This is a genomic window from Klebsiella sp. C283, assembly GCF_048822555.1.
GTDB classification, from domain to species: domain Bacteria; phylum Pseudomonadota; class Gammaproteobacteria; order Enterobacterales; family Enterobacteriaceae; genus Klebsiella; species Klebsiella quasipneumoniae.
In genome coordinates this window covers 233,941-260,742 of record NZ_JBMEZS010000002.1, presented here as the reverse complement: position 1 = coordinate 260,742, position 26,802 = coordinate 233,941, and the positions used below count along the sequence as shown (strand labels likewise).

The 26,802-nt window shown below is 58.1% G+C and carries 25 protein-coding genes and 4 pseudogenes; 14 read left to right on the top strand and 15 right to left on the bottom strand.

Annotated elements, in window-relative coordinates; genetic code table 11:
* The first annotated feature begins 39 nt into the window (after nt 1-39).
* Entirely contained in the window at nt 40-1,152 is a 1,113-nt protein-coding gene (locus ACOI7Z_RS04305; protein ID WP_087848799.1) for a DUF4056 domain-containing protein, read from the top strand.
* A 36-nt stretch (nt 1,153-1,188) separates the two neighbouring features.
* Here ACOI7Z_RS04305 and ACOI7Z_RS04300 read toward each other — a convergent pair whose 3' ends face one another.
* From ACOI7Z_RS04300 to ACOI7Z_RS04290, 3 genes are all read right to left on the bottom strand, one after another.
* A complete protein-coding gene (locus ACOI7Z_RS04300) occupies nt 1,189-2,361 on the bottom strand; it encodes a Gfo/Idh/MocA family protein (protein ID WP_087848800.1) in 1,173 nt (390 codons plus the stop codon).
* 12 nt (nt 2,362-2,373) lie between these two features.
* Nucleotides 2,374-3,297, bottom strand: a complete 924-nt coding sequence (locus tag ACOI7Z_RS04295; protein WP_087848801.1) for a TIM barrel protein — start codon at nt 3,295-3,297, stop codon at nt 2,374-2,376.
* Between the two features lie 190 nt (nt 3,298-3,487).
* Complete coding sequence (locus ACOI7Z_RS04290; protein ID WP_087848828.1) at nt 3,488-4,528, bottom strand: LacI family DNA-binding transcriptional regulator; 1,041 nt, start codon at nt 4,526-4,528, stop codon at nt 3,488-3,490.
* A gap of 396 nt (nt 4,529-4,924) precedes the next feature.
* Here ACOI7Z_RS04290 and ACOI7Z_RS04285 point away from each other — a divergent pair, with 396 nt between their 5' ends.
* Together ACOI7Z_RS04285 and ACOI7Z_RS04280 are read left to right on the top strand one after the other, a co-directional pair.
* Nucleotides 4,925-6,181, top strand: coding sequence for a sensor domain-containing diguanylate cyclase (locus ACOI7Z_RS04285; RefSeq protein WP_087848802.1), 1,257 nt, complete (start codon nt 4,925-4,927; stop codon nt 6,179-6,181).
* 89 nt (nt 6,182-6,270) lie between these two features.
* The gene (locus tag ACOI7Z_RS04280) at nt 6,271-7,212 is read left to right on the top strand and encodes a hypothetical protein (protein ID WP_023289776.1); all 942 of its coding nucleotides are present in this window, start codon (nt 6,271-6,273) and stop codon (nt 7,210-7,212) included.
* Nucleotides 7,213-7,266: 54 nt separating this feature from the next.
* Here the strand turns inward: ACOI7Z_RS04280 and guaD are convergent, their stop codons facing one another.
* Together guaD and ACOI7Z_RS04270 are read right to left on the bottom strand one after the other, a co-directional pair.
* The gene (gene guaD / locus ACOI7Z_RS04275; RefSeq protein ID WP_087848803.1) at nt 7,267-8,577 is read right to left on the bottom strand and encodes a guanine deaminase; all 1,311 of its coding nucleotides are present in this window, start codon (nt 8,575-8,577) and stop codon (nt 7,267-7,269) included.
* A 101-nt stretch (nt 8,578-8,678) separates the two neighbouring features.
* Nucleotides 8,679-10,175 carry an NCS1 family nucleobase:cation symporter-1 gene (locus ACOI7Z_RS04270; RefSeq protein ID WP_087848804.1) on the bottom strand — a complete coding sequence of 499 codons (1,497 nt, stop codon included), beginning with the start codon at nt 10,173-10,175 and terminating at the stop codon, nt 8,679-8,681.
* 144 nt (nt 10,176-10,319) lie between these two features.
* Between ACOI7Z_RS04270 and ACOI7Z_RS04265 the strand changes: the two genes are divergently transcribed.
* The 3 genes and pseudogenes from ACOI7Z_RS04265 (at nt 10,320) to puuE (ending at nt 12,724) form a co-directional block, all read left to right on the top strand.
* Entirely contained in the window at nt 10,320-11,036 is a 717-nt protein-coding gene (locus ACOI7Z_RS04265; protein ID WP_002905523.1) for a GntR family transcriptional regulator, read from the top strand.
* Nucleotides 11,036-11,901, top strand: a pseudogene (gene hpxA, locus ACOI7Z_RS04260) (allantoin racemase). The gene ACOI7Z_RS04265 and the pseudogene hpxA overlap by 1 nt, the downstream one beginning before the upstream one ends.
* Nucleotides 11,825-12,724: an allantoinase PuuE gene (gene puuE, locus ACOI7Z_RS04255; RefSeq protein WP_223171644.1), complete on the top strand. Its 900-nt coding sequence runs from the start codon at nt 11,825-11,827 to the stop codon at nt 12,722-12,724. The pseudogene hpxA and the gene puuE overlap by 77 nt, the downstream one beginning before the upstream one ends.
* An 87-nt stretch (nt 12,725-12,811) precedes the next feature.
* Here the strand turns inward: puuE and ACOI7Z_RS04250 are convergent, their stop codons facing one another.
* On the bottom strand, nt 12,812-13,603 hold the full coding sequence (locus ACOI7Z_RS04250) for a sulfite exporter TauE/SafE family protein (protein ID WP_032452938.1): 792 nt from the start codon (nt 13,601-13,603) through the stop codon (nt 12,812-12,814).
* Nucleotides 13,604-13,712: 109 nt separating this feature from the next.
* On the opposite strand from ACOI7Z_RS04250, the gene ACOI7Z_RS04245 reads away from it, so the two are divergent.
* The 4 genes and pseudogenes from ACOI7Z_RS04245 to ACOI7Z_RS04230 form a co-directional block, all read left to right on the top strand.
* A complete protein-coding gene (locus ACOI7Z_RS04245) occupies nt 13,713-14,480 on the top strand; it encodes an AraC family transcriptional regulator (protein ID WP_087848805.1) in 768 nt (255 codons plus the stop codon).
* A gap of 203 nt (nt 14,481-14,683) precedes the next feature.
* Nucleotides 14,684-14,908: a hypothetical protein gene (locus ACOI7Z_RS04240; protein WP_087848806.1), complete on the top strand. Its 225-nt coding sequence runs from the start codon at nt 14,684-14,686 to the stop codon at nt 14,906-14,908.
* Between the two features lie 143 nt (nt 14,909-15,051).
* The gene (locus ACOI7Z_RS04235) at nt 15,052-15,672 is read left to right on the top strand and encodes a histidine phosphatase family protein (protein WP_087848807.1); all 621 of its coding nucleotides are present in this window, start codon (nt 15,052-15,054) and stop codon (nt 15,670-15,672) included.
* A pseudogene (locus ACOI7Z_RS04230) lies at nt 15,666-15,939 on the top strand (LysE family translocator); the annotation flags it as partial. The gene ACOI7Z_RS04235 and the pseudogene ACOI7Z_RS04230, both read left to right, overlap by 7 nt.
* Before the next feature lie 132 nt (nt 15,940-16,071).
* Here the strand turns inward: ACOI7Z_RS04230 and ACOI7Z_RS04225 are convergent.
* Nucleotides 16,072-16,797, bottom strand: a complete 726-nt coding sequence (locus ACOI7Z_RS04225) for a type 1 glutamine amidotransferase (protein WP_087848808.1) — start codon at nt 16,795-16,797, stop codon at nt 16,072-16,074.
* A gap of 92 nt (nt 16,798-16,889) precedes the next feature.
* Here ACOI7Z_RS04225 and ACOI7Z_RS04220 point away from each other — a divergent pair, with 92 nt between their 5' ends.
* Nucleotides 16,890-17,690, top strand: coding sequence for an AraC family transcriptional regulator (locus ACOI7Z_RS04220; RefSeq protein ID WP_170927817.1), 801 nt, complete (start codon nt 16,890-16,892; stop codon nt 17,688-17,690).
* Between the two features lie 619 nt (nt 17,691-18,309).
* Here ACOI7Z_RS04220 and ACOI7Z_RS04215 read toward each other — a convergent pair.
* Both ACOI7Z_RS04215 and ACOI7Z_RS04210 read right to left on the bottom strand, forming a co-directional pair.
* Nucleotides 18,310-18,666: an ASCH domain-containing protein gene (locus ACOI7Z_RS04215; RefSeq protein WP_074442678.1), complete on the bottom strand. Its 357-nt coding sequence runs from the start codon at nt 18,664-18,666 to the stop codon at nt 18,310-18,312.
* A gap of 251 nt (nt 18,667-18,917) precedes the next feature.
* Nucleotides 18,918-19,851 (bottom strand): annotated as a pseudogene (locus ACOI7Z_RS04210) (LysR substrate-binding domain-containing protein).
* A 99-nt stretch (nt 19,852-19,950) separates the two neighbouring features.
* Here ACOI7Z_RS04210 and ACOI7Z_RS04205 point away from each other — a divergent pair.
* Nucleotides 19,951-20,391, top strand: coding sequence for a DMT family transporter (locus tag ACOI7Z_RS04205; RefSeq protein ID WP_087848810.1), 441 nt, complete (start codon nt 19,951-19,953; stop codon nt 20,389-20,391).
* Between the two features lie 4 nt (nt 20,392-20,395).
* Complete coding sequence (locus tag ACOI7Z_RS04200; RefSeq protein WP_032452927.1) at nt 20,396-20,887, top strand: DMT family transporter; 492 nt, start codon at nt 20,396-20,398, stop codon at nt 20,885-20,887.
* Between the two features lie 261 nt (nt 20,888-21,148).
* Here ACOI7Z_RS04200 and fabF read toward each other — a convergent pair whose 3' ends face one another.
* From fabF to ACOI7Z_RS04185, 3 genes and pseudogenes are all read right to left on the bottom strand, one after another.
* Nucleotides 21,149-22,423 carry a beta-ketoacyl-ACP synthase II gene (gene fabF / locus ACOI7Z_RS04195; RefSeq protein ID WP_087848811.1) on the bottom strand — a complete coding sequence of 425 codons (1,275 nt, stop codon included), beginning with the start codon at nt 22,421-22,423 and terminating at the stop codon, nt 21,149-21,151.
* Nucleotides 22,424-22,442: 19 nt separating this feature from the next.
* Nucleotides 22,443-22,618, bottom strand: a pseudogene (locus ACOI7Z_RS04190) (EmrB/QacA family drug resistance transporter); the annotation flags it as partial.
* A gap of 41 nt (nt 22,619-22,659) precedes the next feature.
* Nucleotides 22,660-23,217 (bottom strand): winged helix-turn-helix transcriptional regulator, encoded by a 558-nt coding sequence (locus ACOI7Z_RS04185; protein ID WP_023289762.1) that lies wholly within the window; start codon nt 23,215-23,217, stop codon nt 22,660-22,662.
* A gap of 323 nt (nt 23,218-23,540) precedes the next feature.
* On the opposite strand from ACOI7Z_RS04185, the gene asd reads away from it, so the two are divergent.
* Nucleotides 23,541-24,659: an aspartate-semialdehyde dehydrogenase gene (gene asd, locus ACOI7Z_RS04180; RefSeq protein WP_049014064.1), complete on the top strand. Its 1,119-nt coding sequence runs from the start codon at nt 23,541-23,543 to the stop codon at nt 24,657-24,659.
* Between the two features lie 172 nt (nt 24,660-24,831).
* Here the strand turns inward: asd and hpxZ are convergent, their stop codons facing one another.
* From hpxZ to hpxX, 3 genes are read right to left on the bottom strand one after another with little or no spacing between them, the layout of a single operon-like run.
* Complete coding sequence (gene hpxZ, locus ACOI7Z_RS04175) at nt 24,832-25,218, bottom strand: oxalurate catabolism protein HpxZ (protein WP_044523350.1); 387 nt, start codon at nt 25,216-25,218, stop codon at nt 24,832-24,834.
* Nucleotides 25,215-26,612, bottom strand: a complete 1,398-nt coding sequence (locus tag ACOI7Z_RS04170; RefSeq protein WP_087848812.1) for an AtzE family amidohydrolase — start codon at nt 26,610-26,612, stop codon at nt 25,215-25,217. Before ACOI7Z_RS04170 ends, hpxZ begins: the two co-directional genes overlap by 4 nt.
* Nucleotides 26,609-26,794, bottom strand: a complete 186-nt coding sequence (gene hpxX, locus ACOI7Z_RS04165; protein ID WP_023289758.1) for an oxalurate catabolism protein HpxX — start codon at nt 26,792-26,794, stop codon at nt 26,609-26,611. Before hpxX ends, ACOI7Z_RS04170 begins: the two co-directional genes overlap by 4 nt.
* Nucleotides 26,795-26,802 lie beyond the last annotated feature (8 nt).

The window sequence follows — 26,802 nt, the reverse complement described above, 5'->3', positions numbered from 1 at the left end:
TAAGATGCGCGCTCTTTTGTTGCTGTGGAGAGGCTGTTGATGCGTAAAGCCTTATGGCTGTTATTCGCGCTGGCGCTGGCGCTGCCGGCGCTGGCGCAGGACCCGGTGTTGCCCGCCGTGACGGCGATCCATCCTGCGCCCACCCTGGGCGAGCTGTCGCCGCCGGAATCGCTGCGGCCATGCTGCGCCTTTGGCTACGACCTGCACGTGCGGGCGGTGGGCATTCCGATCCCGGTGTATCAGATTGGTAACGTGCTGACCCTGGATACCCTGGGCAAGCACCATTACAACGACAGCGCGCTCGGCGCGGTGAAAAATCTGCTGGGGCTGAGCGAGGAGCAGAACGGGCTTATCTATACCCGTCGCGGCGGGTTTATCGATATTGCCCATGTGCGCGACACGGCGGATTACACCTTTTATCTGTTCAATCGCATTTCGCCGACGCTGGGCCAGGCGGGGCGCATATTCTACAGCGAAGAACTTGGCGTGCGCCGCGTTCAGCTCAATGCCTTTACGCCGCCGGCGGGGGTCAGGCAGCGCTATCAGCTGGCGGCCTGGCTCGCCGGGCATCTGGCCTTCGAAATCGCCCAGTGGCATGAGATCGCCCAGTGGTATGGCTTCCAGTCAGTGCCCGGGTTTTCAGAGGAGATCTCCGCGTTTTCGCCGGAGGATCTCTACTCCAACTTACTGGGCGCCAGGCTGGCGATTAACGTCATCCTTAGCGGCCACGGCGGGTCAGTGGAAGCGTATAACCGGGCCATGGAGGCGGCGCTGAAAAAGGCGCTGACCCGGCTGATGGTGGCCACGCGAGGGGAGACGGAAGTGATGTTCCAGCGGATCGATGGCGACTGGTGGAACAGTCGCCGCCGGGTGCCGGATAAGTTTCTGGTGCTGAAGCGTAATTACGATCTACAGGAAAACCGGCTGCCGACGCCGGTCCCTTTCGAAACCATGCCGCCATATCGCCTGACCATGCCGGCGCAGGTGGGGGGATTCCGCTTGCGCGACCTCGGCGAGCTGCAGATCTATCCGGGGCACGATATGCAGGCGCTGCCGGTTCCTGAGCAATACTATGGCGCTGCCGCGTTTCAGGGGCTGGCCGATCGCGCCCGCGAGGCCGATAAAACCCAGCTGGCGCGCATTGAGAAGTAGCGAGAAAGGCTCAGGGCGAGGCCCTGAGCCGGCGAATTAGCGGAAGTTGACCCAACAGGCGCCGTTGTCGGCAGAGCGTACGCAGTTTTCCACCCAGCGGACGCCGAACGACCCGGCGCGGGCGTCCGGATACCAGAAGTCCGCCAACAGCGTCTCGTCACGCCGGTCAGCGGCGTCCATGGCGATGGCGAAGCGGCGATAGAGATTCGACCAGGCGTCGAACAGCCCCTCCGGGTGGCCACCGCCGATGCGATCGTCCTGGCGCGCCAGCGGATCAAGATAGCCCATGCCGCGCTCCAGAACGCGCGCCGGTTCGCCCTGCACCTCGTAGCGCAGCTGGTTGGGCTGTTCATCCCACCATTCAAGACTGGCTTTTTCCCCCACGATGCGCACCTTTTGCCCGTGCATGGAGCCGCAGTTAACGGCGGAGCTCCACAGCGAGCCGACGGCGCCGTTGTCATACTCCATCAGCACATGCGCGTTATCTTCCAGCGGGGCGCGGCTTTTGACGAAGCTTTGTCTGGCGCACATCAGCCGGGCGATCTTCAACTGCGGGGCCATGGTTTCGACCAGAAACAGCGGGTGAGTGGCAAGATCCCCCAGCACATAGCTGGGGCCGACGAAGCGGGGATCGACCCGCCAGCGGGTACTGGCGTTTTCCTGCTCCACCGGCTGGGCGTGGAAGCCATGAGCAAACTGCATATTGACGATACGAATGTCGCCCAGCAGTCCGTCGGCGATCATCTGCCGGGCCTGCAGGATCATCTGATGGCCGGCATAGCCGTAGGTCACGCCGATGATCTTACGCTGCCGCTGGCTGAGGGCCACCAGTTCGTCCGCCTCTTCGCTGCTGAAGCACAGCGGCTTTTCACACACCACGTGCAGCCCGGCCTCCAGCGCCGCCCGACAGATGGCATAGTGAGTGTTATTCGGCGTGGCAATCGACACGGCCTGAATACCGTCCGGACGGGCAGCCTCGCCGCGAAACAGACTCTGGTAATCGGCGTAACAGCGTGCGGGATCGACCCCCAGTTGTTGGCCGAACTGGCGCCCGCGATCGGCATCAATATCAAAGGCGCCGGCCAGCAGCGCAAAGGTGTTATCGCGCAGGGCGGCAGAGCGGTGAATATAGCCGATCTGGCTGCTGCCGCCGCCGCCGACCATGCCCCAGCGCAGGGTGCGGTCGAGCGGTCTTAAACCGTTAATCATGGGGTTCTCCTGTCAGAATCCGACGCCGCGCAGATAGCGCAGGCTCTCCGTGACCGCCTGCAGGCTGCCTGCGGCATGGCGCGGATCACGCTCTTGTTCAATGGTTATCCAGCCCTGATAGCCGCGGCGGGCAAGAAAATCGTTAATGGCCGGGTAGTCAATGGCGCCGCTGCCGAGCGGGCACATCACCCCTTCGGCGCAGGCGGTGAAAAAGTCGATGCCTTCGGCGACGGCGCGCTGGTAAACCTGCGGATCCACATCTTTGAAGTGCAGGTAGTCGAGCCGCGCGTAATAGCGATCCAGCCAGGTGAGCGGATCCATTCCGGCGTAGTAGAGATGCCCGGTATCCAGACACAACCCTGCCACGTCGTGCGGGATAGCGTTGGCCAGCCGCTCGATTTCATCGGCAAATTCGATGCAGCCCCCGGCGTGGGGATGGATAACCGCCCGCACGCCGTACTCCCGCCAGGCGAGGGTGCTGAGGGCGGTAATGTGCGCGATCATCCGCTGCCAGTCTGCGTCATTGAGGCGCGGAGCCAGCGCGCTGCGTCCGGCAAAGCGCGCCCGCTCGGGGTTGCCGAAGTCGATAATCACCAGATAGGGCGGCTGGAAAGGGTGCCCCGGGATGGGGGCGGCGGTCGGAGCCTGCGACAGATTGCGGCAGATTTGATGGGTCAGCGCCTCCAGAGTGGGATAATGGTCTTCGCTCACCAGATCGTCAAAGATCGTCCCGGCGACCAGCGACAGCTGATGCTGTTCCAGCGCCGCGCGCAGGCTGGTCGGGTCGGTGGGCAGGTAGCCCCACGGGCCGAGCTCGATGCTGCGATAGCCGGCCTGCGCCGCCTCCTTCAGCACGGTAGCCCAGGCGGGAAGGTCAGGGTTTTTCGGGTCATCCACGCCCCAGCTGCAGGGGGCGTTGGCGATAGGATAGGTCATGTCGGCTTCCTTTTATCACAGGGGATGCCGCTGAGTATTGAATGAAAATTTCATAGCCAACTATGTTGGAATGATAATTTTATGATGGCCGTCATGATTTGTATTGAGGTTGTTTTTGATAGTTATTTATCAAAATGAGTCCAGGCGTGGTCCAGGCGTGAGGCCGCCCCGTCGGCGACGGGGCGGGCGTTTACAAATTTTCTTTGGTGATGATATCGAAAGGCTGAGGGTGCGAAATCACTTCGCTGGGCGGCCGCGAAACGGCTTCCGTCATGGCGCGCAGGGTGGCGGCGGCAAAGTCATCCAGCCGGTGGTTGAGAATGACATCGATGGTGCCATCGATCAGCGCCAGTTCACTGTCGCTTAGCGGGCCATGGCAGACCAGGGTGACGGCCTGCTGGCGGCCGCTGTCGCGCAGCGCCCCGACAATCCCTTCAATGCCGCCGCAGGGAGCATAGATCGCCTGCAGGGCCGGGTACTGGCTGAGCAGCTGTTCCGTTACGCTTCTGGCGACATCCGCCCGTTCATGGCTGCGAACCGGCTCAAGGATCTGCTGCCCTTTACCCTGCTCGCGCAGACAGGAGCGGAAGCTGATCTCACAGCTTTCCTGACAGGTAAAACGATTATCGCCAATGATAATGGCTATTTCGCCTTCGCCACGGCATAAACGGTCGATAAACCAGGCGGCGGTGCGCCCGGCTTTTTGGTTATCAAGGCCGATATAGCCGCTGCGCTGGGGAACCGACAGATCCGAAAGCAGGGTGAATACGCGAACGCCGCGGGCGGCGGCCCGGCCCACCGCATGGCGAATCAGCGGGTGATCCAGCGCCACCAGGCCGAGCACCTCCACCTCATCGCTGAGCCGGTGAATGGCCTGGGCCATCGCTTCCACCGCATCAATGGCAAAATGCAGGATCGCCGGCGTCTCGCCCGCCGGCAGCCACGGCGCGGCCTCTCTTGCGAGCGCCCTCGCCAGCGGCAGGTAGAAGGAGTGGGTCTCCTGCAGCAGAATAAAGCCCATCCTGACGGTAACCGGCGCTTTGCCGGCGGCCAGGCGATAGTGCGGCTGTTCGAGGGTAAACCCCAGCCGCCGGGCGGCCTCCAGCACGCGGTACGCGGTAGATTCTTTCACCGCCGCGCGTTTGTTGAGTACCCGGTCGACGGTGGCCACGCCGACGTTGGCTTCGCGCGCAATGTCGGTAAGCGTGATTTTGCTGGCGGATTTTTTCACTGTGATGACCATTGAAAATGAGCGTTATGATAGAAACTATCATGGTAACGCTGAGCAGAACAACGGCCATCTGCGTGCCACGGCACAAGCCTGCGCCCCTGCAGCGTAAAGTGTGACGGGTATACACAGTCTGTGATCAAAAGCGACTACCCGTTCTGGCATTGCTGCTATGCTATTGAAATAAAATTAATAATAAAGGCAGTGTCTCCTCTGTCGGTTAAACCGTGCGCAAAGTCGCTCCGGGTGGGCGTCGCTGGGCCAGGAACCGACTATACTTGCCGCGCACGCGCGTAATGACGGTTACTCGATTATTTTTGCTATCACTTTATGCCAGCGTCAGGGCTGCACTGAATGATGTGCCGTTCCGCGCCGGGAGTGGGTCGGTTTGGGGCCTGTATGTTATTAAAAGAACTGGCTGTTTTTGATGTATTAAGCACCCCGATCTGGGTAGTCCATCCTTTTACAGAGTGTGTGGTCTATGCCAATCAGGCTTCCCGGACGCTGAGCGGCGATATGTCGCTGCATGAGATGCGCAACGGTATCTATTCCACCTGCCCGGAAACGCAGCTGCAGCATTATTTGCGCTATCTCGACGCCATGACTGAGATATTTGAAGTCTGGACGCTGCAGACCGCCAAAGGGTTGCAGTCGGTATATTGTAAAACCACCCTGGTGGAGACCGAGGACAGCGGCACCTTACTGTTATTCGAAGCGGTGAAGCTGCTCGCGCAAAATCAGTCGATTCATACCGGCTCCCGCCGCTACCAGCGGCGGAACAATGGCTTTTTTGCCCGCTTTTTTATGACCAATACCGCACCGATGCTGTTGATCGATCCTCAGAAAGAGGGCCGGATTGTCGATGCCAATATTGCCGCGCTGCGCTTTTATCATTATTCCGATGAGGAAATGCGCACTAAACATACCTGGCAAATTAATACCCTGGGTCGGGATGTGATCCCCATTATGAATAACATTGCCAATATGCCCGGCGGGCATAAGCCGCTTAATTTTACTCATATTCTGGCTGACGGTTCGCTGCGCCATGTTCAAACCTATGCCGGGCCGGTGGTGCTGTATAATATCCGGCTGATGTTATGCATCATTCACGATATCACTGAAGAAGTGCATCTGAAAAAAGAGCTGGAATTTTCCGCCGCCCACGATCCCTTAACCGGACTGTTAAATCGTCGCGAATTTTACCGGCTCGTCGACGCGCCGTCGTTTATCGCCCATGGTTTTTGTCTGTTGTTAATCGATATCGATCATTTCAAGAGTATTAATGATATTCACGGTCATCAAAAAGGCGATGAAGTTCTGCTGGTGATCTCCCGCATTCTGGAAACCTCGGTGGACCGTGAAGATAAGATATATCGCTGGGGAGGCGAGGAGTTTCTGCTCTTTTTGCCCCATTCGCCGATCGCCCGCGCGCTGATGGTGGCGGAGGCGATCCGCCAGGCGGTCAGCGAATATCAGACGCTGTCGGTCACCGTCAGCATTGGCGTCGCCGAGCATCATGATGGCGAAGCGATTGATCAGCTGTTTTACCGCGTCGATAAAGCGCTGTACGCGGCGAAAAATGACGGGCGCAACCGGGTAACGCGCATGCCTTTTGACAGTGCGGAACTGTTGCGCAATAGCGGTGGCGCAGCCTGATTCGCGCTCGCCGACTATACTGAGGATGAGCCAGCCTGCTGTAACGGGTGGTAATAAGATTAGCCTGTGTTTGAGGTGGCAAACAACGTATGGTGCGTCTTCTCGTTCTGCTGTCGGTAGTCTCTCTTTCTGCGCCGACGACGCTGGCGGCGGACGGGCACGCGATTAAACAACGTGCCGATGCGGTATTGACCTTGATGAGTTATACCGTGGTTCCCGACGTGACCGCCAGCGATCTCAACATCGGTTCCGGGAGCAACGATAAACACAACCTGACCATCACCCAGTTTGGCGGCGGGGCCACCCTGAGCGAGTCGTTTCCTCTTTACCTCGAAGGCACAATGGGCTACAGCCGTTACGACCCGCGATTCGTCGTCAGCAATGGCCAACAGACGCGGAATGTGCCGACCAAATGGAACAGTCTGACCACCACCGGCGGCGTCGGCTGGGATTTTTCGCTGCACCGGGACAGTCTCGGAGGTAACCTGGTGCTGCGGCCGATCGTCAATGTGATGCTCGGCACCCTGGCCAGCGATGTACGCCTTGGCCGCTGGGTCATAGAGCGAAAAACCAACGCCGATCTGCAGTTTCTTGATGGCGGACGCTTCAACGCCTGGGGGCTGGGCGGGGCGCTGATGCTGGATTATGAACGCTTCTCCGCCACCCAGGATATTGATGCCGAACTGCGTTACTCCTATATGCGTCTGCAAAGTTTCGGCAGCAGCGCCGAGGTGGTGCAGGGCGAAGCCAGCGCGGAGAACCTCGGCCTGTATCTGCGCCGCCGCGCGCCGATCGCTGACTGGACGCTGCTGGGCAACCCGTTGCGCTACGTGCTGGAGGGCGCGCATACTGAATTTATCGGCGACCAGCGAGGGGCGCTGGGTTTTACCGGTTTGACCTCCCTGGGGGTTGGTCTCGAACTGGACAGCAGTAAATACCCGGTCTTTATCACCCGCACCCGGCTGGTGGCGCGCTATATGTTCGGCAATAACACCACGGGCTATGGCCTCGGCCTGGCGATGAGTTTTTGAATGCCGCTAACCCAGCCAGCGCCTTCTCCCTTTTGAAGAGGGCCAGGGCGAGGATCAATCCTGACACCACACCCGCTCGCCGTTCACCCACGTCTCGCTGATATTGCGCTCATCGCCCAGGGTCATCAGTACGAACAGCTGCTCATAAATATCATGGCAGCGGCCCATCCGCAGACGCTGCAGCGGAGTGACCGCCGGGTCAATGACCACAAAGTCGGCCTCTTTGCCCGGCTGAAAATTGCCAATCTTCTCTTCCAGCCGCAGGGCGCGCGCCCCGCCGAGAGTGGCGTGATAGAAAGCCTCGCTGGCGCGCAGGCGATAGCTCTGTAGTTGTCCTACCTTGTAGGCCTCACCCAGCGTTCGCAGCATGCTGAAGGTGGTCCCGGCCCCGACGTCGCTGCCGATGCCCATCCGCACCCGGTGCTGCCAGCAGGCGGGCAGGCGGAACAGCCCGCTGCCGAGGAACAGATTCGAGGTCGGACAGAAGGCAACGGCGGACCCGGTGTCATGCAGGCACTGCCACTCGGCATCATCAAGATGGATCCCGTGAGCAAATACGCTGCGTTCGCCGGTGAGCTGGTAATGATGATAGACATCCAGATAGCGTGCATGCTCCGGCCACAGCTGTTTAACCCAGGCGATCTCCTCCCGGTTTTCACTGAGATGCGTCTGCAGCCAGGTATCGGGAAACTCGGCCCGCAGACGCTGCACCGCCTCCAGCAATGCCGGCGTCGAGGTGGGGGCAAAGCGCGGGGTAATGGCATACCCCAGCCTGCCGCGCTGATGCCAGCGGCGGATCAGCGCCCGGGTCTGCTCGTAGCTTTCCCCGGCGGTTTCGCACAGATAGTCGGGCACATGGCGATCCATCATCACTTTACCGGCGATCAGGCGCATATTGAGGCGCAGCGCTTCGCTGAACAACGCCTCCACCGAGGCCGGATGCAGGGTACAAAACACCAGCGCGGTGGTGGTGCCATGGCTAATCAGCTGATTGACAAAAAAATGCGCTATCTCCTGGGCATACTCCGCGTCGGCAAACTGGCTCTCCACCGGGAAGGTGTAAGTGGTAAGCCACTCCAGCAGCTGTTCGCCAAAGGCGCCGATCATCTCAGTCTGCGGATAGTGGACATGGGCATCGACGAACCCCGGCAACAGCAGCTTACCCCGCAGGTCAACATAGCCCTTCAGCGGATGCAGAAAGGCTTCACCCTCCTGCCATGGCAGCAGCGTAACAATTTTCCCGTCCTGCAAGAACAACAGGCCATCATTGAGATAGCGGGCCTGGGCGGCTACCTCATCCGGCGTCTCCGCCACGCCGGCGATATCAAAAAATGCACCGCGCACCGCGGTCTGGTAATCCATCATCGAACCTGCCTTCTCTTAACGCTCAGGGAATAGTGATAAACAGCAAGATTGGTGCCAGTTTGCAGCCTGCCGCGGCCAGTCGCCGCGGCAGAAGGGGAAGGTTACTCTTTTTGCGCCACCGCGCCGGAGCGGAAGGTGGCTTTCGCCTCTACTTCACGCTCGTCGCGAGCCAGCCAGCGGTAGGTGGTCGCGCCGAGGAAGACGCCGATAAACCAGCTGAAGTTCGCCACTTCGTGCAGGGCCGGAATAAAGCTGATAATCAGCCCCAGGCCCACCGACGGCAGCAGGGCGGCAATGGCTTTCGGGTTAAAGCCGTTGCGGTACCAGTATTTACCCTTCGGCGTATCGTCAAACAGGTCGTCTACCGACACCCGGCCGCGTTTGATCAAATAGAAGTCGGCGATCAGGATGCCAAACAGCGGGCCAATAAAGGCGCCCAGCACGTCGAGGGTATAGTGGATCAGTTCCGGTGAGTTAAACAGGTTCCACGGCGTCAGAAGTATCGACCCCACCGCGGCGATCATCCCGCCGGCGCGGAAGCTGATTTTCTGCGGCGCGCAGTTGGAAAAATCGAAGGCCGGCGAGACAAAGTTAGCCACGATATTGATGCCGATGGTGGCGGTGATCATGGTCAGCAGGCCGATGGCCACCGCCAGATCGTTGCCCACACGGCTGACGGTTTCAATCGGGTCGGTGATCATTTTGCCGAACAGCGACTGGGTGCCGGAGACAATCACCACGGTGACCACCGAGAACAGCAGGAAGTTAAACGGCAGACCCCAGCGGTTGCCGCGGCGGATCTCGCCCATGCTTTTGCCGTAGCGGGAAAAGTCGCCGAAGTTAAGCAGCGGCCCGGAGAAGTAGGAGACGACCAGGGCCGTGGCGGTGATCATCTGCCAGGTCTGCTCTCCGGCGCTCAGGGATTTGCTGGCGAGGGTAAAGGAGATCCCGTCGAGACCGGTCTTGTATACAATCCAGCCCGCCAGGGCCAGCATCACCACATAGACCGCCGGACCGGCGATGTCGATAAAACGCTTGATGGCGTTCATGCCGTGCCAGAAAACCATCGCCTGCAGCAGCCACATGGTGGCGAAGCACAGCCAGCCGAGCGTCGACAGCCCGAGGAAACTGCTGCCGGTCAGCGAGGCAAGGGAGGGCCAGAACTTGAGCAGGACCAGCATCAGGGCGTTTGCCGCCAGATAGGTCTGAATACCGTACCAGGCGAAGGCGATCAGCCCGCGGATCACCGCCGGGATATTGGCGCCGAAGACGCCGAACGCCTGGCGACAGATCACCGCGTAAGGCACCCCGGCCATCTGGCTGGGCTTCGCCACCAGGTTAGCGCACAGCTGCACAATACAGATGCCCACCAGCAGGCAGAGCAGAACCTGCCAGCTGGCCAGCCCAAGCGTAAAGAAGCTTGCCGCCACCACGTAGCCGCCCATGCTGTGCACGTCCGACATCCAGAATGAAAAGATATTGTACCAGCTCCAGTTCTGGTCGCGGGTGGGCGCCAGATCGTCATTACATAGCCGCGGACTGTAGCCGGCGGCCGCCTCGTGAGTCTTCGTCTGCTGCGTGTGGGATGAATGTGGCATGAAACCTGCTCCTCTGAATGAAAACCCTTTGATATGGATTGCTGAGGCTATTGCAGGATCCAGGCCAGAATGATGAATCTTGTATACAAAAAATAATATTTATGTATACGATCTGCTATCGATAAGTGAAACCGGAGTGGGTTAATGAATAATGAACATCGTCTCCAGGCCGCGCCAGCGCTGCAGGATAAGGACGAAAGCATTTACCAGGCGCTGATGACGGCTATCGTCGAACATCAGCTGCCGCCGGGCAGTAAACTGCCGGAAGAGGCGCTGGCGGAAGTGTTCGCCGTGAGCCGCACCGGCATCAGAAAGGTGCTGCAACGACTCGCCGCTGTGCAACTGGTCACGTTAACGCCCAAACGTGGTGCACACGTCACCAGCCCGAGCGTGGAAGAGTCCCAGGCGATCTTTCGCACCCGGGCGCTGCTTGAGGTCGCTAATCTGCCCGATGTGATCGCGCGCTGTCAGCCGCCGCATTTGGCGGCGCTGGAGAACATTATCCAGCGTGAACAGCAGGCCCATGAGGCGCACGACGGCCCGGCGGCGATCCGCCACTCCGCTGACTTTCATATTCAGCTGCAGGCTATCTCCGGCAACCCGGTACTCACCGAGATGGTGACCCGCCTCAGCCAGCGCTCCTCGTTAGTGATTGCCGCCTGGGGCGCACCCTGGCGCCAGGGCTGCCGTTGCGACGATCACCAGCAGCTGGTCGGTTTGCTGCGGGATAAAGCCCTGCAGCCGCTTAGCGAGGCGTTGATGCACCATTTTGATCATATTGTCGCCAGCCTGTGCTTCGAGCGCGATGGCGTCAGTCTGCCCGATTTTTCCCGGCTGTTCGCCGGCCACAAGGAGTCGTGATGTCTTCCGTTTGTATACAAGTGATCAACCCCAACACCAGCCTGGCGATGACCGAAACGATAGGCGCCGCCGCGCGTGCGGTCGCCGCGCCGGGCACCGAGATCCTTGCGGTCTGTCCCCGCGCCGGCGTGCCGTCAATAGAGGGCCACTTTGACGAAGCCATCGCGGCGGTCGGCGTGCTGGAGCAGATCAGGGCCGGACGCGAGCAGGGGGTGGATGGGCATGTGATCGCCTGCTTCGGCGACCCGGGGCTGCTGGCGGCGCGCGAGCTGGCTCAGGGGCCGGTGATCGGCATTGCGGAAGCGGCGATGCATATGGCGACGATGGTCGCCACCCGGTTCTCCATTGTGACCACGCTGCCGCGCACGCTGATCATCGCCCGCCATTTGCTGCACCAGTACGGATTTCATCAACACTGCGCGGCGCTGCACGCCATTGATTTACCGGTGCTGGCGCTGGAAGACGGCAGCGGCCTGGCGCAGGAGAAAGTGCGTGAGCGCTGCATCCGCGCGCTGAAAGAGGACGGCAGCGGGGCGATTGTCCTTGGCTGCGGCGGGATGGCGACGCTGGCGCAGGAGCTGACCCGCGAGCTGCGGGTGCCGGTGATCGATGGCGTCAGCGCGGCGGTGAAGATGGTCGAGTCGCTGGTCGCGCTGGGGCTGGCGACCAGCAAGCACGGGGACTTAGCGTTCCCGGAGAAAAAAGCGTTAAGCGGACAGTTTCAGTCGTTAAATCCATTTTAAAAGGGGCAGGTGATGGTTGAGAACCAGGAACACTATCCTCGCGATCTGCGAGGTTATGCAGGGCAGCCGCCGCACGCGCGCTGGCCGGGCGGGGCGCGGATCGCGGTGCAGTTCGTCCTTAACTATGAGGAAGGCGCTGAGAACCACGTCCTGCATGGCGATGCGGGTTCGGAACAGTTCCTGTCCGATATTATCGGCGCCGCCAGCTATCCGGCGCGCCATATGTCGATGGACTCGCTCTATGAATACGGCAGTCGGGCCGGGTTCTGGCGCATCCATCGCGAGTTTAGCCAGCGCGGGCTGCCGCTGACGGTCTTCGGCGTGGCGATGGCGCTGGCGCGGCATCCGGAGATTGTGGCGGCAATCAAGGCCGCGGATTACGATGTGGTCAGCCACGGCTGGCGCTGGATCCACTATCAGCACATGGATATCGCCGAGGAGCGCGAGCATCTGCACAAAGCGGTGCAGGTGCTGACCGATCTGTTCGGCAAGCCGCCCACCGGCTGGTATACCGGCCGCGATAGCCCCAACACCCGCCAGCTGGTGGTGGAGCACGGCGGCTTTGACTACGACAGCGATTATTACGGCGATGATTTACCTTTCTGGAGCGAAGTGGCCTGCAGCGACGGCAGCCGCCGACCGCACCTGATCGTGCCTTACACCCTCGACGCCAACGACATGCGCTTTGCCACCGCCCAGGGGTTCAACACCGCGGAGCAGTTTTATACCTACCTGAAAGACAGCTTTGACGTGCTGTACGCCGAGGGGGAAACCGCGCCGAAGATGATGTCCGTGGGGATGCACTGCCGGTTGCTGGGACGTCCTGGCCGTTTCCGCGCGCTGCAGCGTTTCCTTGACTATATCCAGCAGCACGACAAGGTATGGGTCTGCACCCGGCAGCAGATCGCCGACCACTGGCGCGAGGTCCATCCGTATCGCGGGTAGCTTGCTGCCACTCACCAGGCCCTCTCCCCAGGGAGAGGGCATCGCCCGAACGCGTCTGTTGAACCGGTTCACCAGGATGTATTTTGATTATTGAATAAGCATGGCGAGGAGTACCAGGCACAACAGCAGCACATAGATGCGTGCATACCATACATCTGGTACTGCAGGGATAGCCCGGCGGCTAAACATTATCCCGGCCCAGCCGGTCAGGACGAGCAGGACCAAAATTTTCAGGCTGATAAACCCAAGAAATCCGTTCAGCGGAATGCTGTGCCAGCCAATGACGGCATAGGTCACAGCCCCGCATAGCGCCACGGGCAAAGAAAGCGGGTTGGATGCGCTAACGCACTCCTGCATCGCATACCCGTGTCGCCGTAGCAGGGGCACCGTCATGACGCTGCCACCCACGCCCAGCAATGCGGCAATCATGCCGATAACCATACCGCCGCCAGTGACCACTGGCAGGGACAGGCGACGCCGAGCGCTGCCCGTGAAAAAACCTTTGCGCAACAAACAATCGCTGATGGTTGCCAGCATATAGAGAATAAACAGCGCGCGAACGATCTTCTCGCTCAATATCCCTGCCAGACATGAGCCGACCACCGCCCCAATGGCAATAAACCATAACAACGGGAACAGCGTCTGCGCGGCAAGCTTGCCAGCCCGCCAGTTTCGATAGCTGACCCAGCCGGCGTTAAATATCATCACCGCCGTTGAGGTAGCCACCGCGACATGCATGGCGTTTCCCGTGAGTTCCGGCTGCCGAAGCATCAGTTGATAGACAAATGGCACCACCACAAAGCCGCCCCCGAAGCCGAACAGGACTGTGGTAATGCCGGTCGTAAAGCCAGCCAGCGCAATAATAACGATCTCATTCAAGAGAGTATCCCCGACCTGAAAATGAGCGAGCAGCTTATACCGGTCGCGTACGGCTTCCCATTTGTGTAGCGCTCAATTACCTTTGTAAATCGGTCAAAGGGAGGCAGGTGTGCGCAACGTAAAAATTGACGAAGTCGATCGACTCGATCGCGAAGTGGTGGCGTTAGGTAATGACTATGCGCAAGGGTTTATCCTGCCACCGCACCAGCATCGTCGCGCACAGCTGCTGTATGGCGCGACCGGACTGATGTATGTCACCACTCAGGACGGAGAATGGGTAGTTCCTCCGCAACATGCTGTCTGGATCCCTCCTGAAACTGTGCACGCCGTCAGATTTGTGGGGGTGACCACGCGTAGCTTATATATTGAGCCAGATTATGTGACCGCTTTCATTAAACACCGTCGTTGCGAAGTGATCAGCGTCTCGCCGCTGTTGCGCCAGCTACTGCTTGAGGCTGTGGATTTACCACCGTTGTACGACAGCCCACGCGATCGCATGCTGACACAGTTGATGTTGCTGGAACTGGCCGCCATGCCGGTCCGCGAATTTGACATTCCGTTGCCGCAGCATCCGGCGCTGCTGGCGCTTTGTCAGGCTTTCTTGCTTAACCCCTCTATCCATGATCCTGCGGCGCGCTGGGCCAGAGCGCTGTTTATGAGTCCTAGTACCTTTCGTCGCCATTTCCTGAAGCAGCTGGGCCTGTCATTTTCCGCCTGGCGACAGCGAGCCTGTGTGGTGAGCGCCATGGCATGGTTGATAGCAGGGAAACCGGTGAACGAAGTGGCATTATCTCTTGGATACGACAATGCGTCCTCTTTCGCCACCATGTTCCGCCGCGTGACCGGGCAGCCGCCATCGGTTTATCACCCAGCCTGATGCTTCGGGGAAGGGGACTCCGGCAGCATGGGGCGGAAATGAATGTCGCGTTTATGGCGTTGCTATGCGTTAACATAGTCATAAGACAGACAATCCTGGAATGCCTGGCTTGCGTCTTCAGGTACCCCTACATTTAGTGGTGGCTGCCTCCAGCCGGTTTCTCTATTCTGCCTGTAACCGTGAGAAGACCGGAGTCTCTCTTTGTGAACCATCTTATCGTTGAAAAAGTCATCATCATCTTTCTTCTCATCCTGTGGGGATTCGATACATTCAGAACCAGGAAAAGAAAACGTTATGATCCCGCGATTGAAGCCGCTGATGCCAGCGAACGCCATCAATGGCGTTATTTCAGATGGGGTTTTCGGATCATACAGGTGGTAGCGGGTGTGTATATCTTCGTACAGCTGATTCAGGTTTTACTGAGATAGCGGTCCCGGGCAGGGGCGACTGAATATAACCCTTGTCAGCGACACGTGTTCCTGTTTTTCGCCGAGAGCTAAGAACTTGCCTGCATATAAACGGGCTGTTTTTAGTTTGTAACATTTCAAACAACAGCATACGTGACCTTTCAATGATGCAAGTGATACTTGTTCGACACGCAGAAACAGAATGGAATTTAAAAGGGAGTATTCAGGGACACAATGATAGCGCATTGACGCTTCGGGGGGAGCGTCAAACATCAGCCTTACTGGCGGCGATTGCAGCGAGTAATTACCGGGCAGAATGTGTTTACGCTTCTCCGCTTGGCCGGGCCTGGCAAATGGGACAGCGCCTGGCGGAGAGTTTTTATTGTTCACTGATAGCTGAACCAGCTCTGAAAGAACAGGCTTTTGGTCAGTTTGAGGGCATGACAAGCGTAGAGCTCCTGCAGAATAATCCAGACGCCGCAGAAGCATTATTCAACCTTGATGCAGAGTATTGTCCGCCAGGGGGGGAGTCTCTCTCACATGCTTCGCAGCGAATTATGCATTTTTTATCCAATCTGGAAAAAAAACATCATCATCGAACAATATGTCTTGTGTCTCACGGGCAGGTCATTCAGGGCGTGCTTGCGATACTAACAAGCGGATCTGTGGATGATTTTCACAGGTATGCGCAACCCAACGCGAGTTACTCCGTTTTCGAGCTGGTTAATGGAAGGTGTACCGCCCTTAGATGGGGGATCGCGACACATTTACGTCACCTGGATTGAACAGTCTGACTTACCCCAAATTCCTGCTGTTCATGTTTGCTATTCTTCCTCAGTTTGTCGTACCCGTCGCGGGTCCTGTCTGGTTGCAATTGCCTGTTCTGGGGAGTATTCAAAAGCGGGCTGGAATGGTTAGTCGCGATGGCATCAGGAATGTTTGGAAACGGTCCTAAACACCCGGGCGTTATCCAATGGCAGGAGCGGTGTACAGGCGTTGTCATCCGCATGATGTTTAGCGGGGCCGGCATAGTATCGACATCCGCCCGTTAAGGTATACACAACCGGTAAACCCGCTGTCCGCTTCTCGTTCAGACTGAAACGTAACCTCAGTTGGTTCGTCCGCTCTGTGCAAGGAGCGGACATGTCAATCTCAACCCGATGGCAAGCTCACCGGGCATGACATTATGCTTCAGCGGCGTTGTAACGTGCTTCCAGCTTATCCAGAAAGCCAAAAAGCGCTTGATTCATTTCCCTGTAATCGTGGGCCCGGAGCGCTTCAGGCGTGTCAACGAAACGGTAGTCTTCTGCACGGCTCAGGTCTTTCTCAGAATGGGCGATGAGCAGTTCTACAACGTCCAATGTGAGCTCCATGTGGCACTGGAAACCAAAGACGCGGTCTGAATAGGCAACGATCTGCCGCGGACAGCCTTCGCTGTAAGCAATAATTTTAGCCTCCGGCGTCAAACCTGGCATGTCGTTATGCCAGTGACCCACTGCCAGTGTTTTCCCAAAGTGAGAGAACATCTCATCCTTCCTGCCGTCTTCGGTCAATGTGATCGGGAATTTACCAATCTCTTTTTCCGGGCTATGAGAGAACGGCGCGCCCAGCGCTTCACCAATCAGCTGTGAACCCAGGCAGATACCGATCACCGCCTTACCGGTTTTAACCGCGCAAGCAATCAGCGCCTGTTCCGCTTTAGCATTAAAGTGCGGGCACGCTTCAAGCGTGGTGTCCGGATCTTGCGGACCGCCCATCACGATAAGAAAATCGATGCCTTCGGCGTCAGCAGGTAGCCGATCGCCTGCATAGACGCGTGAGTAAGTTACATCATGACCCTGGTTTATTGCCCAGGTTTCATATGCGCCCGGGGCTTCAAAACTTTCATGTACGATAAAGTGTACACGCATGAGGTTAAGCTCCTGTAATATCTTTGACGATCAGAATGATAAGTCACGCACCCATTGCCTAAGGCGCTATTCCGGGTGGTTCCAGTTTCGATATGATAAATGCAGGGGCTAAATCTGAAATGCCAGGTAGTATAGATAAAGCGCCAAGACATGATGAAGCCACAGGCTGGTCCAGTACTGCGATAAGCTATCAACGTGGTGAGGTCGATCCTCCCCATCATCATGTTGAGGGGCAGCTACTCTTCGCCACCAGAGGGGTGATGCTGGTGCAAACAGAGAGTGACCGTTGGGTGATCCCTCCTCAGCGGGCATTATGGCTACCGCCTCTGCATATCCATAGTTACCATCTGCTTTCACAAACCGATCTCAGGGCGATCTATTTCAGCAGTAGCCTTATCGCAGAATGTATGAGCTTTACGAAGAGTCAACAGGTGCATGTGATCACGGCTACGTCGTTAGTCAAAGAACTTATCGCAGGGCTGTTCAGTGAGGACTACGCCAGACCGATTCAACGGAAGATAGCGTTGTTGCTTCTGGAAATTCTCAGCGAGGCGCCACCTTTAACGATGGCGCTACCCATGCCGAATGATGAGCGATTATTCAGCGCGGCCAGATCGCTACTGGTCAATCAGCGCTGGGAAGCATCGCTGAGCGAGCTGGCTTTTATGTCGGCCATGTCGGAACGGACCTTTTCCAGATTGTTTATGAAGGATACAGGCTTTAGTTTTCGAACATGGAAGCAGAGAGCCAGAATTTATGCTTCGTTGGATCTTCTCGCGAACGGCGTTCCAATCAAACAGGTCGCTTACCAGCTTGGTTTCTCATGCCCGGCGGCATTTACCGCTGCTTTTCGTTCCATTCTTGATTCAACGCCGCGCGATTTTGTGCCTTAAACCGGGAAACCATATCCGCTGTTTGCTCATCGCAGCCGTTCGGATATGTTGCACGGGGAGCCATCTGCGAGGAACAGAATCACCGTAAAATCCTTGGGGAAGAGAATGATATTTATCCCAGTATTTAGTGATGGTTGTGGGAGGGCGGTTCAACTAGGCTGCCATTATATGAGCAGAATGAGACAGCCTTTAAGCATGGCCGTTTTTTATACAGCCACACGTTATTGAATTCAGGTCCGAAAAGGGCTACTGACCCACAAAAGAAAGGATGCACGAGATCGCGCTATGCGTATTGACTTCGTCTGCATAGGCGAAAGCAGTTTTTACCCGGGCCTGTATGTTGATGAGAAGGGAATTCTGCAACAGGTAAACCCTTCAATTACGAGAAATGACGTTAAGGTGACTTGCCGTTGCTGCACGCACACTTATATTGGTGAACCTGTACCCAGGATAGATTGAGTGACAATGCCTACTTTCCTGCCACGGATGCGACTGTCACAGCAATGAGAGCGATTGCCAACTTCGCATTTCGCTCACTGCAGACCTTTTGCTCGATAGCTTTTCCGCTTCGCGCCAGCATCGAATATTGTTGATAAAACGTCAGCCCGTTAACCTTGTCTCACAGCACCTCAACCACTTCAAACTCTTCTGCGATCAACTCCATATCCTCAGAAAAATGACCTTCACGAATGAAAAAACGCTGATGCTCTTGCTGCCAGTATTCAAGGCTTAAATCGCCTTCACCCTCTTTGCGGGCGAACGCTTCAGTCACATCACAAAAACGCACCAGCTGCATCGAAACCAGTCTGATCACGCAAACTGGAACATTCTGGCCATCAAGAATAATGTTATAATCCCCAATCCTCGGAGCAGACTCTTCCTGCTGATAAGAGGCAAAAGATCCGCAAGAAGCCGTTTTGATCCCTTTTTTAATCAGCTCCGCAAGCTCGCTTGCCAGTTCCGGACTGTCACCCATTTGCCAGGCCCCTGCGCCTGGATATTTCCTTTTTATTTCCTCAACTTCAACCATGAAAATTCCTTCGTTATCGTCAATGAAAAGAAAGTTATACCTTTTTTAACCTGAGCGGTCCCAACATTATCAGCGATATCTTTCTTTAGATAGTGTGGTCCGTTCTTCGCTCAAAACGGACCTCAAGGGCATTTAACTCGTTGGCTCTGTGCCAGAAACGGAAATTAACTTCAGGACGAGCAATAACATCGCCTGTCTTATTCAGACTGCCAGTAAAGCGGTGAACCGAACGCGTCCAGGTAGTAATCGATAATCGCCCGAACGTTCAGAGGAGGGTGGCGGGCATTCGGATAGATTGCCGCGATATGCTGTGGCTCCGTTTTTATGGACTTATCCAGCTCCGGCAGCAGTTCGACAAGCTCGCCGCGCTTCAGCCGGTCTCCAATCAGCCAGTCAGGAAACAGCACAATCCCCATCCCCCCGAGTGCGGCAATCAGCAGAGTTTCAGCATTATTCGATGACATCAGGGGCGAGACGGGGTAGTGCACCCATTCCTCTCCGTGCCTGCGCAGCAGCCATTGGTTTGGTCCTGACGAACCGCGATAGACCAGGCATTTATGCCGCGCCAGCTCTTCGGGTGATCCCAACATGCCGTGCCGGCGGATGTAATCCGGTGACGCGGCAAGATGATAGAACTGCTGGCCAAACACGCGCGCATGAAATGCGGAATCCGTCAGCACGCCAATGCGGAAAATTACGTCAGCCGGCTCGCGGTGCGGATCGATGTAATCATCAGTCAGGGTAAGCTCAATGCTGAGCTTCGGATATCGCGCCGTCAGGCCGGGTAACGCGGGGGCGACATGGCGCTGTCCGAAGAACACCGGTGCGTTTATGCGCACCATTCCGGAAGGCTCAAGCGTTCTCTCGTTGAGTTCCCGCCGCGCCTCCTCCATGCTGCCAGTCATGGCTCGCGCATAGCGGATAAAAAGATGGCCGCTTTCCGTCGGAATTATCGCCCGGGTATTGCGGTAAAAAAGCTGCTGCCCGAGCACATCCTCCATCTGATGGATGACGCGCGAAACCTGAGGCAGATATCCCTTCCCGCCGAGCTACCACAGAGAAATTCTGCGTCTCATAAACGTCAATAAAAATCAGCAGGGCGCGAATACTGATGATCCCAAGCTCATTCATTAATGCATATCCTGCACAAGTGTTTATCTCATTATGGCATTTTTTTCATCCATGTTAAGTCGTAATCTTCTCCGCCTGAACTACAGGAGACTGATTGCTATGCAACTCATATTGATTTTTATCGTCATTGCCGGAGGCATGGGACTGTCCATAGAGGCAGGATTGCTCGGGCCACTGGGTGGGGAGGTCGGTGACCTCTGGGCTACCTTCAGCATATTCGGCGTGGGTGCGGCGCTGACCTTTCTGCTGATGCTTTTTTTCAGCCCGCGCAACAGCCCGTCATTCTTTGCGCAACCAGCGTGGCAGCTGCTTGGCGGCGTGCTTGGGCCGATCTACGTCATCATCCTCACCGTGGTAACGCCGGCAATCGGCATCACCATGACGATGATCGGCATTCTGGCAGGCCAGGTGTTCAAGAGCCTGATGATTGATCACTTCGGCCTGCTCGGTACGTCGCGCCGGAAAATTGACAGTATGCGTATCATTGCGCTGATTTTTATCATTGCAGCGCTGGTTATGGTTGCCCCGGGGGTAAAGTAACGTTATGACAATTATCATGATTCTTCTCGCCGTCGCCGGTGGCGCCATGCTGAGTATCCAGGCGGCTATCAATGGCCAGCTGGGCAGCAAGGTCGGCGTATTCAAAAGCGCGTTCCTGACATTTTCTGTCGGCGCGCTGGTGACGGGATTGCTGATCTTCTTCTTCGAACCCAAACACACCCTGACGCTGATGGATGTGCCTAAATGGCAACTGCTGGGCGCAATGTTTGGCGTACCGTATATCGTCATTATGGTACTGGCCGTCCAGCGTATTGGCGCAGCAGTGGCTACGGTCGCCGTCATTTTTGGCCAGTTAACCATGAGCATGCTGATCGATAACTTCGGCTGGCTGGGCAATGCGTCGATTCCATTCTCGCTGAGCCGAATCGGTGCCATTGTCTGCCTGGGTATCGCGCTGTTCTTCATTTACGCCAGCAGCAGGTCAAAAGCCGCAACGGCGACACCCCCCCGGCAGCAGGAAAACGCTAACACATAAGCTCAGGTCTTCGTCATTAACATCGGTTTTGGTCTACAGGACGCCAAAACCCCAACGCACCCGTTTTCGCAGCAACGCGTCAGTGGCTCCCATTTTTTGACCTTAAGAGAAAGGTGCCGCTCACCCGGCTTCAGCGGTGGTAGCGAATTTTTCAGCTTCAGCAGAGAACACAGGAGCCAGGTGGACAAGTGATACCCGCGACAGCGTAGGGTGTCCGGGTGGAACTCCCCCGCCAGCCAGCGCCGGCGGGGGAGTTGACGATTATTCCCAGCGTTTCAGCAACAGGCTGGCGTTAACCCCGCCAAAGCCAAAACCGTTCGACAGCGCATAGCGCATCTTCTGCGGGCGGGCCTCCAGCGCCACCAGGTTAAGACCGGCCGCCTCTTCATCGGGATGATGCAGGTTCAGCGTCGGCGGCACCACCTGATCACGCAGCGCCTGAATGGTGAAGATGGCCTCAATCCCGCCTGCCGCGCCTAACAGATGGCCGGTGGCGGATTTCGTCGAGGTAATGGCGACGGGATGTGCGCCAAACAGCGTTTTAATCGCCGCCAGCTCGCCTTTATCGCCGACCTGGGTCGAGGTGGCGTGGGCGTTAATATGGTCAACCTCTTCAGCGGTCACTCCGGCCTGGCGAAGGGCGGTTTCCATGGCCCGACGCGCGCCGTTACCATCTTCCGGGCCCGCGGTCAGGTGATAAGCATCTGCGCTGGTGCCGTAGCCCACCAGCTCGGCCAGCGGCGTGGCGCCGCGCGACAGCGCGTGCTCCAGCGACTCGATCACGATAAGCCCGGCGCCTTCTCCCATCACAAATCCATCGCGGTCGCGGTCAAAGGGGCGGGAAGCGGCTTCCGGCTGGTCGCTGGAGGCGCTGGAGAGCGCCCTTGCCGCGGCGAACCCGGCAAGGCTAACGCGATGTATTGCCGCTTCCGCGCCGCCGCAGAGGGCGATATCCGCCTCGCCGCTGCGGATCATCCGCGCCGCATCGCCAATGGCCTGGGCGCCCGCCGCGCAGGCGGTGACCGGCGCGCCGATAGGGCCCCGGAAACCGTGAGCGATAGACACATGCCCGGCGGCCAGGTTGGCCAGAAAAGAGGGAATGGTGAACGGGGAGAGGCGACGCGGCCCGCGCTCATCGGTGGTATGTACCGCATTGGCGATCTCGCTGAACCCGCCGATCCCGGTGGCGATCACCGTGGCGGTGCGTTCCTGTTCGGCCGCAGATGCCGGCGACCAACCGGCCTGAGTCAGCGCTTCACGCGCGGCGACCAGCGCAAACTCGATAAAACGATCCATCTTTTTGCGCTCTTTCGCCGGGATGGTCGCCAGCGGGTCGAAGCCGTGCAGCGGATCGCTTTCAATGGACGGCACCTGGCCGGCCACTTTGCAGGGAATATCCGCGACCAGCTGCTCGCTGAGCCGGGTAATCCCTGATTTTCCTGCCAGCAGCGACTGCCAGACGTGCTGTACGCCGCAGCCCAGCGGGCTGACAATCCCCATCCCGGTGACGACAATGCGTTTAACTGAAACGCCCATAGTTAACTCTCCTGTAGTATCAGTGTGCCGGCAGCTTTTTCATCAAGGGAACCAGCTGCGCGGCAGGCAAAAAACCAATCATGATGAGGTAGAACGCATCGGAAAATGCCTGGGTTCGCGCCTCCCGCCGCGCCAGCGCGGCATCCGGTGAGATCCCCGCGTGGCGAAGTTTGCCGCGCTGCGCTGAACAAAATCCTGGCGTTATTCAGATGGCCGCCAGAACGTGGACGCTTTGCTTACTGGCCGGATTCATTGCCGGCATCTCTGTAGGGTTCAGGCTGGAATTTTTGCCCGCTATCGCCTTCGCGTTTGCGCAGCAGATATTCATGACGATATTGCATCAGCGGCGAGGCGGCGGGGCCTGGCACCATGGCGTATTTACCCGGAATAATCTCTTCCCCGGTCGCTTTATCCACCATGACTGGCTCCACGCGGCGCTGGGTGGCGGTTTCCACCAGCTGCATCTGACGGCCTTCGGGAGCGAAGTGGCGATTACCCCATTCCGCCAGCGCCAGCAGCACCATGCGGAAATCGCGGCCGCGCGGGGTGAGGTGGTATTCGTAGCGCGGCGGCGTGCTGCTATAGCAGACCTTCTCCAGCAGCCCGTCATCGACCAGCGCCTTCAGGCGGCGCGACAGAATATTGGGCGCGACGTTGCTGCTTTTCTGAAATTCGTCGAAGCGGGTAAAGCCCGCAAAGGCGTCGCGCAGGATCATGATGCTCCAGCTGTCGCCGATGCGGCCCAGGCTACGGGCGATGGGGCAGGGAGCGTGGCAAAGCGGTTCATTTTTCATGGGCGGTCCAGGGAGCAGGTGGCTGTTGCCAGCAAATTGACATAGTCACTATCAAAATGCAAGTTACTCTTGATAACCGTCAGGGGAGCAGCCGCTGGCGTTCCGCTACGTCATTTCTTCCTTTGACTGCTGAAAGCGGGACAGTCTCCGCCGCCTGCTTATTTCTGCTTTACCGTAATAAGAGATAAAAACCGCTGATGGCAGATGAAACATTTTAATAATCATAGAAATCGATGTGGTGGGTAATGACCTTTATTGGGGGATACGATATAAGGTATGGCGAAGGCAAATTAATATTCTCATAACTTTTTAAGGTTAAATAAATGAAGCAGGTGGGTATTGTTGGCTGGCGGGGCATGGTTGGCTCAGTATTGTTGCAGCGAATGATCGAAGAGAATGATTTCGACGATATTTCAGCGCATTTTTTTAGTACCTCCAGTGCGGGTGCCGCGGGCCCGGTTATTAATGGTAAAAGCGACAGACTGAAAGATGCGAATTCCCTGAGCGCCCTCGCCGAAATGGATATTATTATAACCTGTCAGGGCGGGGATTATACCAAAGCCATCTATCCGGCGTTAATTCACTCGGGCTGGCAAGGGTACTGGATCGACGCCGCTTCGGCGCTGCGAATGGATGAGAACGCCTGCATTATTCTCGACCCGGTCAACCGCGATAATATCGATCGTGCGGTGAAAGCGGGAGTGAAACTGTTTGTCGGCGGCAACTGCTCCATTACGCTGAGCCTGATGGGGCTGGCCGGGCTGATCAAGGCTGATCTGATCGAATGGATGAGCGTCATGACCTATCAGTCTGCCTCCGGGGCGGGCGCTAAACAGGTGCGGGAATTGATCGCGCAAAGCGCGTATATCAGCCAGCATTTGTCCGCTGATGAACTGGCGGCATCAGGTTCCGTGCTGCCTTTAGTCAATAAAGTGAGTGAGCTGATTAATAGCGCCGGCATGCCGGTGGAGCATTTTGGCGTCCCGCTGATGGGCAGCATTATTCCATGGATCGACAGCGATTTAGGCGATGGAAATAGCCGCGAAGAATGGAAGGGGGAGGCGGAAACCAATAAAATACTTGGCCTTGCGCCCGGCACCATCCCGGTTAATGGTTTATGTATTCGGGTCGGCGTGATCCGCTGCCACAGCGCTGCCATTACCCTTAAACTTAAACGTGAGGTCAGCGAAACGGAATTCGCAGAGTTAGTGACCCATTCCCATCCGTGGGTAAACTATATCCCCAATAATAAGCCAGAGAGTGTCAGTAAACTGACCCCGGCTGCTATTAGCGGTTCGCTGCAGGTGGGTATTGGCCGCTACAAGAAAATGTCGCTAAATAATGAGCCGATCTACTCGGTATTGACGGTGGGCGATCAGCTGTTATGGGGCGCGGCGGAACCCTTGCGCCGTATGTTAAATATCCTGCTTGGCAAAGTGTAATGACAGTTGCTGCCTGACAGGCCTGCGGCAGAAATGACCTTTTCAGCGCAAGACTATCTGCTGATTCAGCAGCCCTCAAACATCCTGACCATCGCCAATAACTCCATTTTTACCGGTCCGGGAATGGCCAGTGGAGACGGTTTCCACCTGGCCATAATCGGTATTGTTCCCCTCAGTCCATCAGACTGACCTGGGCGGCGACAATCCGCCAGCCATAGGGAAAACGCACCCACGTCTGCTGCTGGCGTCCAGGGCGGGCGCTGCCTTCGCGGGTGAACTCGGTGCTGCACACCGCCATGTCCGCGCCAAAGGTGGTGATGATAGTATGGCGCAGATCGCGGGCCAGACCGGCGGCGGGGCGGGCGGCGCGAAAGGCGCGGATCGCCTCGATGCCATACAGATTTTCGCCGGCCCCCAGCCGCACGGTACGCGGATCGTGCCAGAACAGCGCATCCAGCGCCTCGATGTTATTGCTGACCAGCGCCTCTTCATACTGATAAAACGCCGCCGTCACCTCGGCGAGGATCGCCGGGCGGTCTACATTATCCAGATTGATCATGCTGCAATCTCCGCCACTCGGGCATCGGTAATGCCCATCGCTTCCAGCGCCCGCGCGGCGCGAAGACAGGCTTGTTCGTTAAACGGCGCGGCAATCAGCTGCAGGCCAATCGGCTTGCCGCTGGCGGTACGCAGGGGCACGGTCACCACCGGCAGCCCGAGGAAGGAGATCGGCTGCGTCAGCATTCCCATGCTGGCGCGCACCGGCAGCGGCTGGCCGTTAATCACCATCTCCTCGGCGCCAATCGGCGTGGCGCTGCATGGGGTGGCCGGGGCGATCAGCACATCGGCCTGACTGAACAGGGATTTCATCGCCTGACGGGCATGGCGGCGGAAGCGCTGGGCCTGCAGATACCATGCGGAGGGGATCATCGCCCCGGCCAGCAGCCGCTCGCGGGAGTGAGGCTCAAAGCGCTCGGGCGAGTGGCGAAGATCCGGCAGATACTGATTGCCGCCTTCGCTGGCGCTGATGATAAAGGCCGCCGAGCGGGCCAGGGCGGCATCCGCGAACTGCAGCTCGCTGTCGGCGCCCAGCGCGTGGGCGACCCGATCCACGGCCGCCCGGGCGTCGTCATCGCACCAGGTGGTGAAATAGCCCCCCAGCCGCGCGCAGCGCAGACCCTCCAGCCCGCGCTCCAGCAGGTTGCCGGTGCGCTCGCTGGCTTTATCGGCCTGAAAGTCATCGGCCGGGTCGCGCCCCTGCAGGGCGTCATACACCGCGGCAAGGTCGGCCACCCGGCGGGCAAAGGGACCAATATGATCCAGACTGGCGACAAACGGATGGCTGCCGGAGCGGGAGAGGCGGCCGAAAGTGGGTTTCAGGCCAAAGATCCCGCACAGCGACGCGGGGACGCGGATCGAGCCGTTGGTATCGCTGCCGAGGCTGAAATGGACCAGCCCGGCCGCCACCGCCGCGGCCGAACCGCCGGAAGATCCGCCGGCGATCCGCGACAGATCGTGCGGGTTATGCGTCGCGCCATAGTGGCTGTTTTCGGTGGTGAAGCCGTAGGCGTAGGCGTCCATATTGAGCATCCCGCTGAGCAGGGCGCCGGCGCTGTGCAGCTGGCGCACCGCCCAGCTGTCGCTGGCTGCCGGCGGCCGGTCGCTCAGCAGTTCCGCTCCGGCGAGGGTGGTGTGCCCGGCGACATCAAACAGATTTTTCACCGCGTAGGGAATGCCCGCCAGCGGCGGCAGGGGGCGCTTTTCCCGGCGCAGGGCGTCGATGCTGTCGGCCTCCGCCAGCATGCGCTGGGCGGTGACCTCGGTCCAGGCGTTGATCTGCGGATTCACGCGGGCGATATCGTCCAGCGTCTGGCGGGCGATCTCCCGGGCGCTCAGTTCGCCCTCGTGCAGCGCACGCTGGATCTCGGCGATGGTGAAATGGTGAAGTGTCATGCTTTATACACCCCCGCAATGTCGTCGCGCGGCCCGAGGGGATAGTCCATCAGCGGCTGCGCCATGGCGGCGATGCGGGCAAACTGGCGCTCCAGCTCCTCACGGCGCGGCGCATCCAGCTCCAGGCGCAACAGGTGGGTCATCTGCGTCAGATACTCGCTCCAGTCTGGCTGTGTGGTCATGGTCTGCT

Bases quoted from the DNA above. Each gene is read 5' to 3' on its own strand.
- ACOI7Z_RS04200 (WP_032452927.1), top strand. From the start codon at position 20,396: ATGACAATTATCATGATTCTTCTCGCCGTCGCCGGTGGCGCCATGCTG.
- ACOI7Z_RS04170 (WP_087848812.1), bottom strand. From the start codon at position 26,612: ATGACACTTCACCATTTCACCATCGCCGAGATCCAGCGTGCGCTGCAC.
- ACOI7Z_RS04265 (WP_002905523.1), top strand. From the start codon at position 10,320: ATGAATAATGAACATCGTCTCCAGGCCGCGCCAGCGCTGCAGGATAAG.
- ACOI7Z_RS04300 (WP_087848800.1), bottom strand. From the start codon at position 2,361: ATGATTAACGGTTTAAGACCGCTCGACCGCACCCTGCGCTGGGGCATG.
- ACOI7Z_RS04270 (WP_087848804.1), bottom strand. From the start codon at position 10,175: ATGCCACATTCATCCCACACGCAGCAGACGAAGACTCACGAGGCGGCC.
- ACOI7Z_RS04280 (WP_023289776.1), top strand. From the start codon at position 6,271: ATGGTGCGTCTTCTCGTTCTGCTGTCGGTAGTCTCTCTTTCTGCGCCG.
- ACOI7Z_RS04215 (WP_074442678.1), bottom strand. From the start codon at position 18,666: ATGGGTGACAGTCCGGAACTGGCAAGCGAGCTTGCGGAGCTGATTAAA.
- hpxZ (WP_044523350.1), bottom strand. From the start codon at position 25,218: ATGATCAATCTGGATAATGTAGACCGCCCGGCGATCCTCGCCGAGGTG.
- ACOI7Z_RS04205 (WP_087848810.1), top strand. From the start codon at position 19,951: ATGCAACTCATATTGATTTTTATCGTCATTGCCGGAGGCATGGGACTG.
- asd (WP_049014064.1), top strand. From the start codon at position 23,541: ATGAAGCAGGTGGGTATTGTTGGCTGGCGGGGCATGGTTGGCTCAGTA.
- ACOI7Z_RS04185 (WP_023289762.1), bottom strand. From the start codon at position 23,217: ATGAAAAATGAACCGCTTTGCCACGCTCCCTGCCCCATCGCCCGTAGC.
- ACOI7Z_RS04305 (WP_087848799.1), top strand. From the start codon at position 40: ATGCGTAAAGCCTTATGGCTGTTATTCGCGCTGGCGCTGGCGCTGCCG.
- ACOI7Z_RS04235 (WP_087848807.1), top strand. From the start codon at position 15,052: ATGATGCAAGTGATACTTGTTCGACACGCAGAAACAGAATGGAATTTA.
- ACOI7Z_RS04220 (WP_170927817.1), top strand. From the start codon at position 16,890: ATGATAAATGCAGGGGCTAAATCTGAAATGCCAGGTAGTATAGATAAA.
- ACOI7Z_RS04225 (WP_087848808.1), bottom strand. From the start codon at position 16,797: ATGCGTGTACACTTTATCGTACATGAAAGTTTTGAAGCCCCGGGCGCA.
- ACOI7Z_RS04285 (WP_087848802.1), top strand. From the start codon at position 4,925: ATGTTATTAAAAGAACTGGCTGTTTTTGATGTATTAAGCACCCCGATC.
- fabF (WP_087848811.1), bottom strand. From the start codon at position 22,423: ATGGGCGTTTCAGTTAAACGCATTGTCGTCACCGGGATGGGGATTGTC.
- ACOI7Z_RS04295 (WP_087848801.1), bottom strand. From the start codon at position 3,297: ATGACCTATCCTATCGCCAACGCCCCCTGCAGCTGGGGCGTGGATGAC.
- guaD (WP_087848803.1), bottom strand. From the start codon at position 8,577: ATGATGGATTACCAGACCGCGGTGCGCGGTGCATTTTTTGATATCGCC.
- hpxX (WP_023289758.1), bottom strand. From the start codon at position 26,794: ATGACCACACAGCCAGACTGGAGCGAGTATCTGACGCAGATGACCCAC.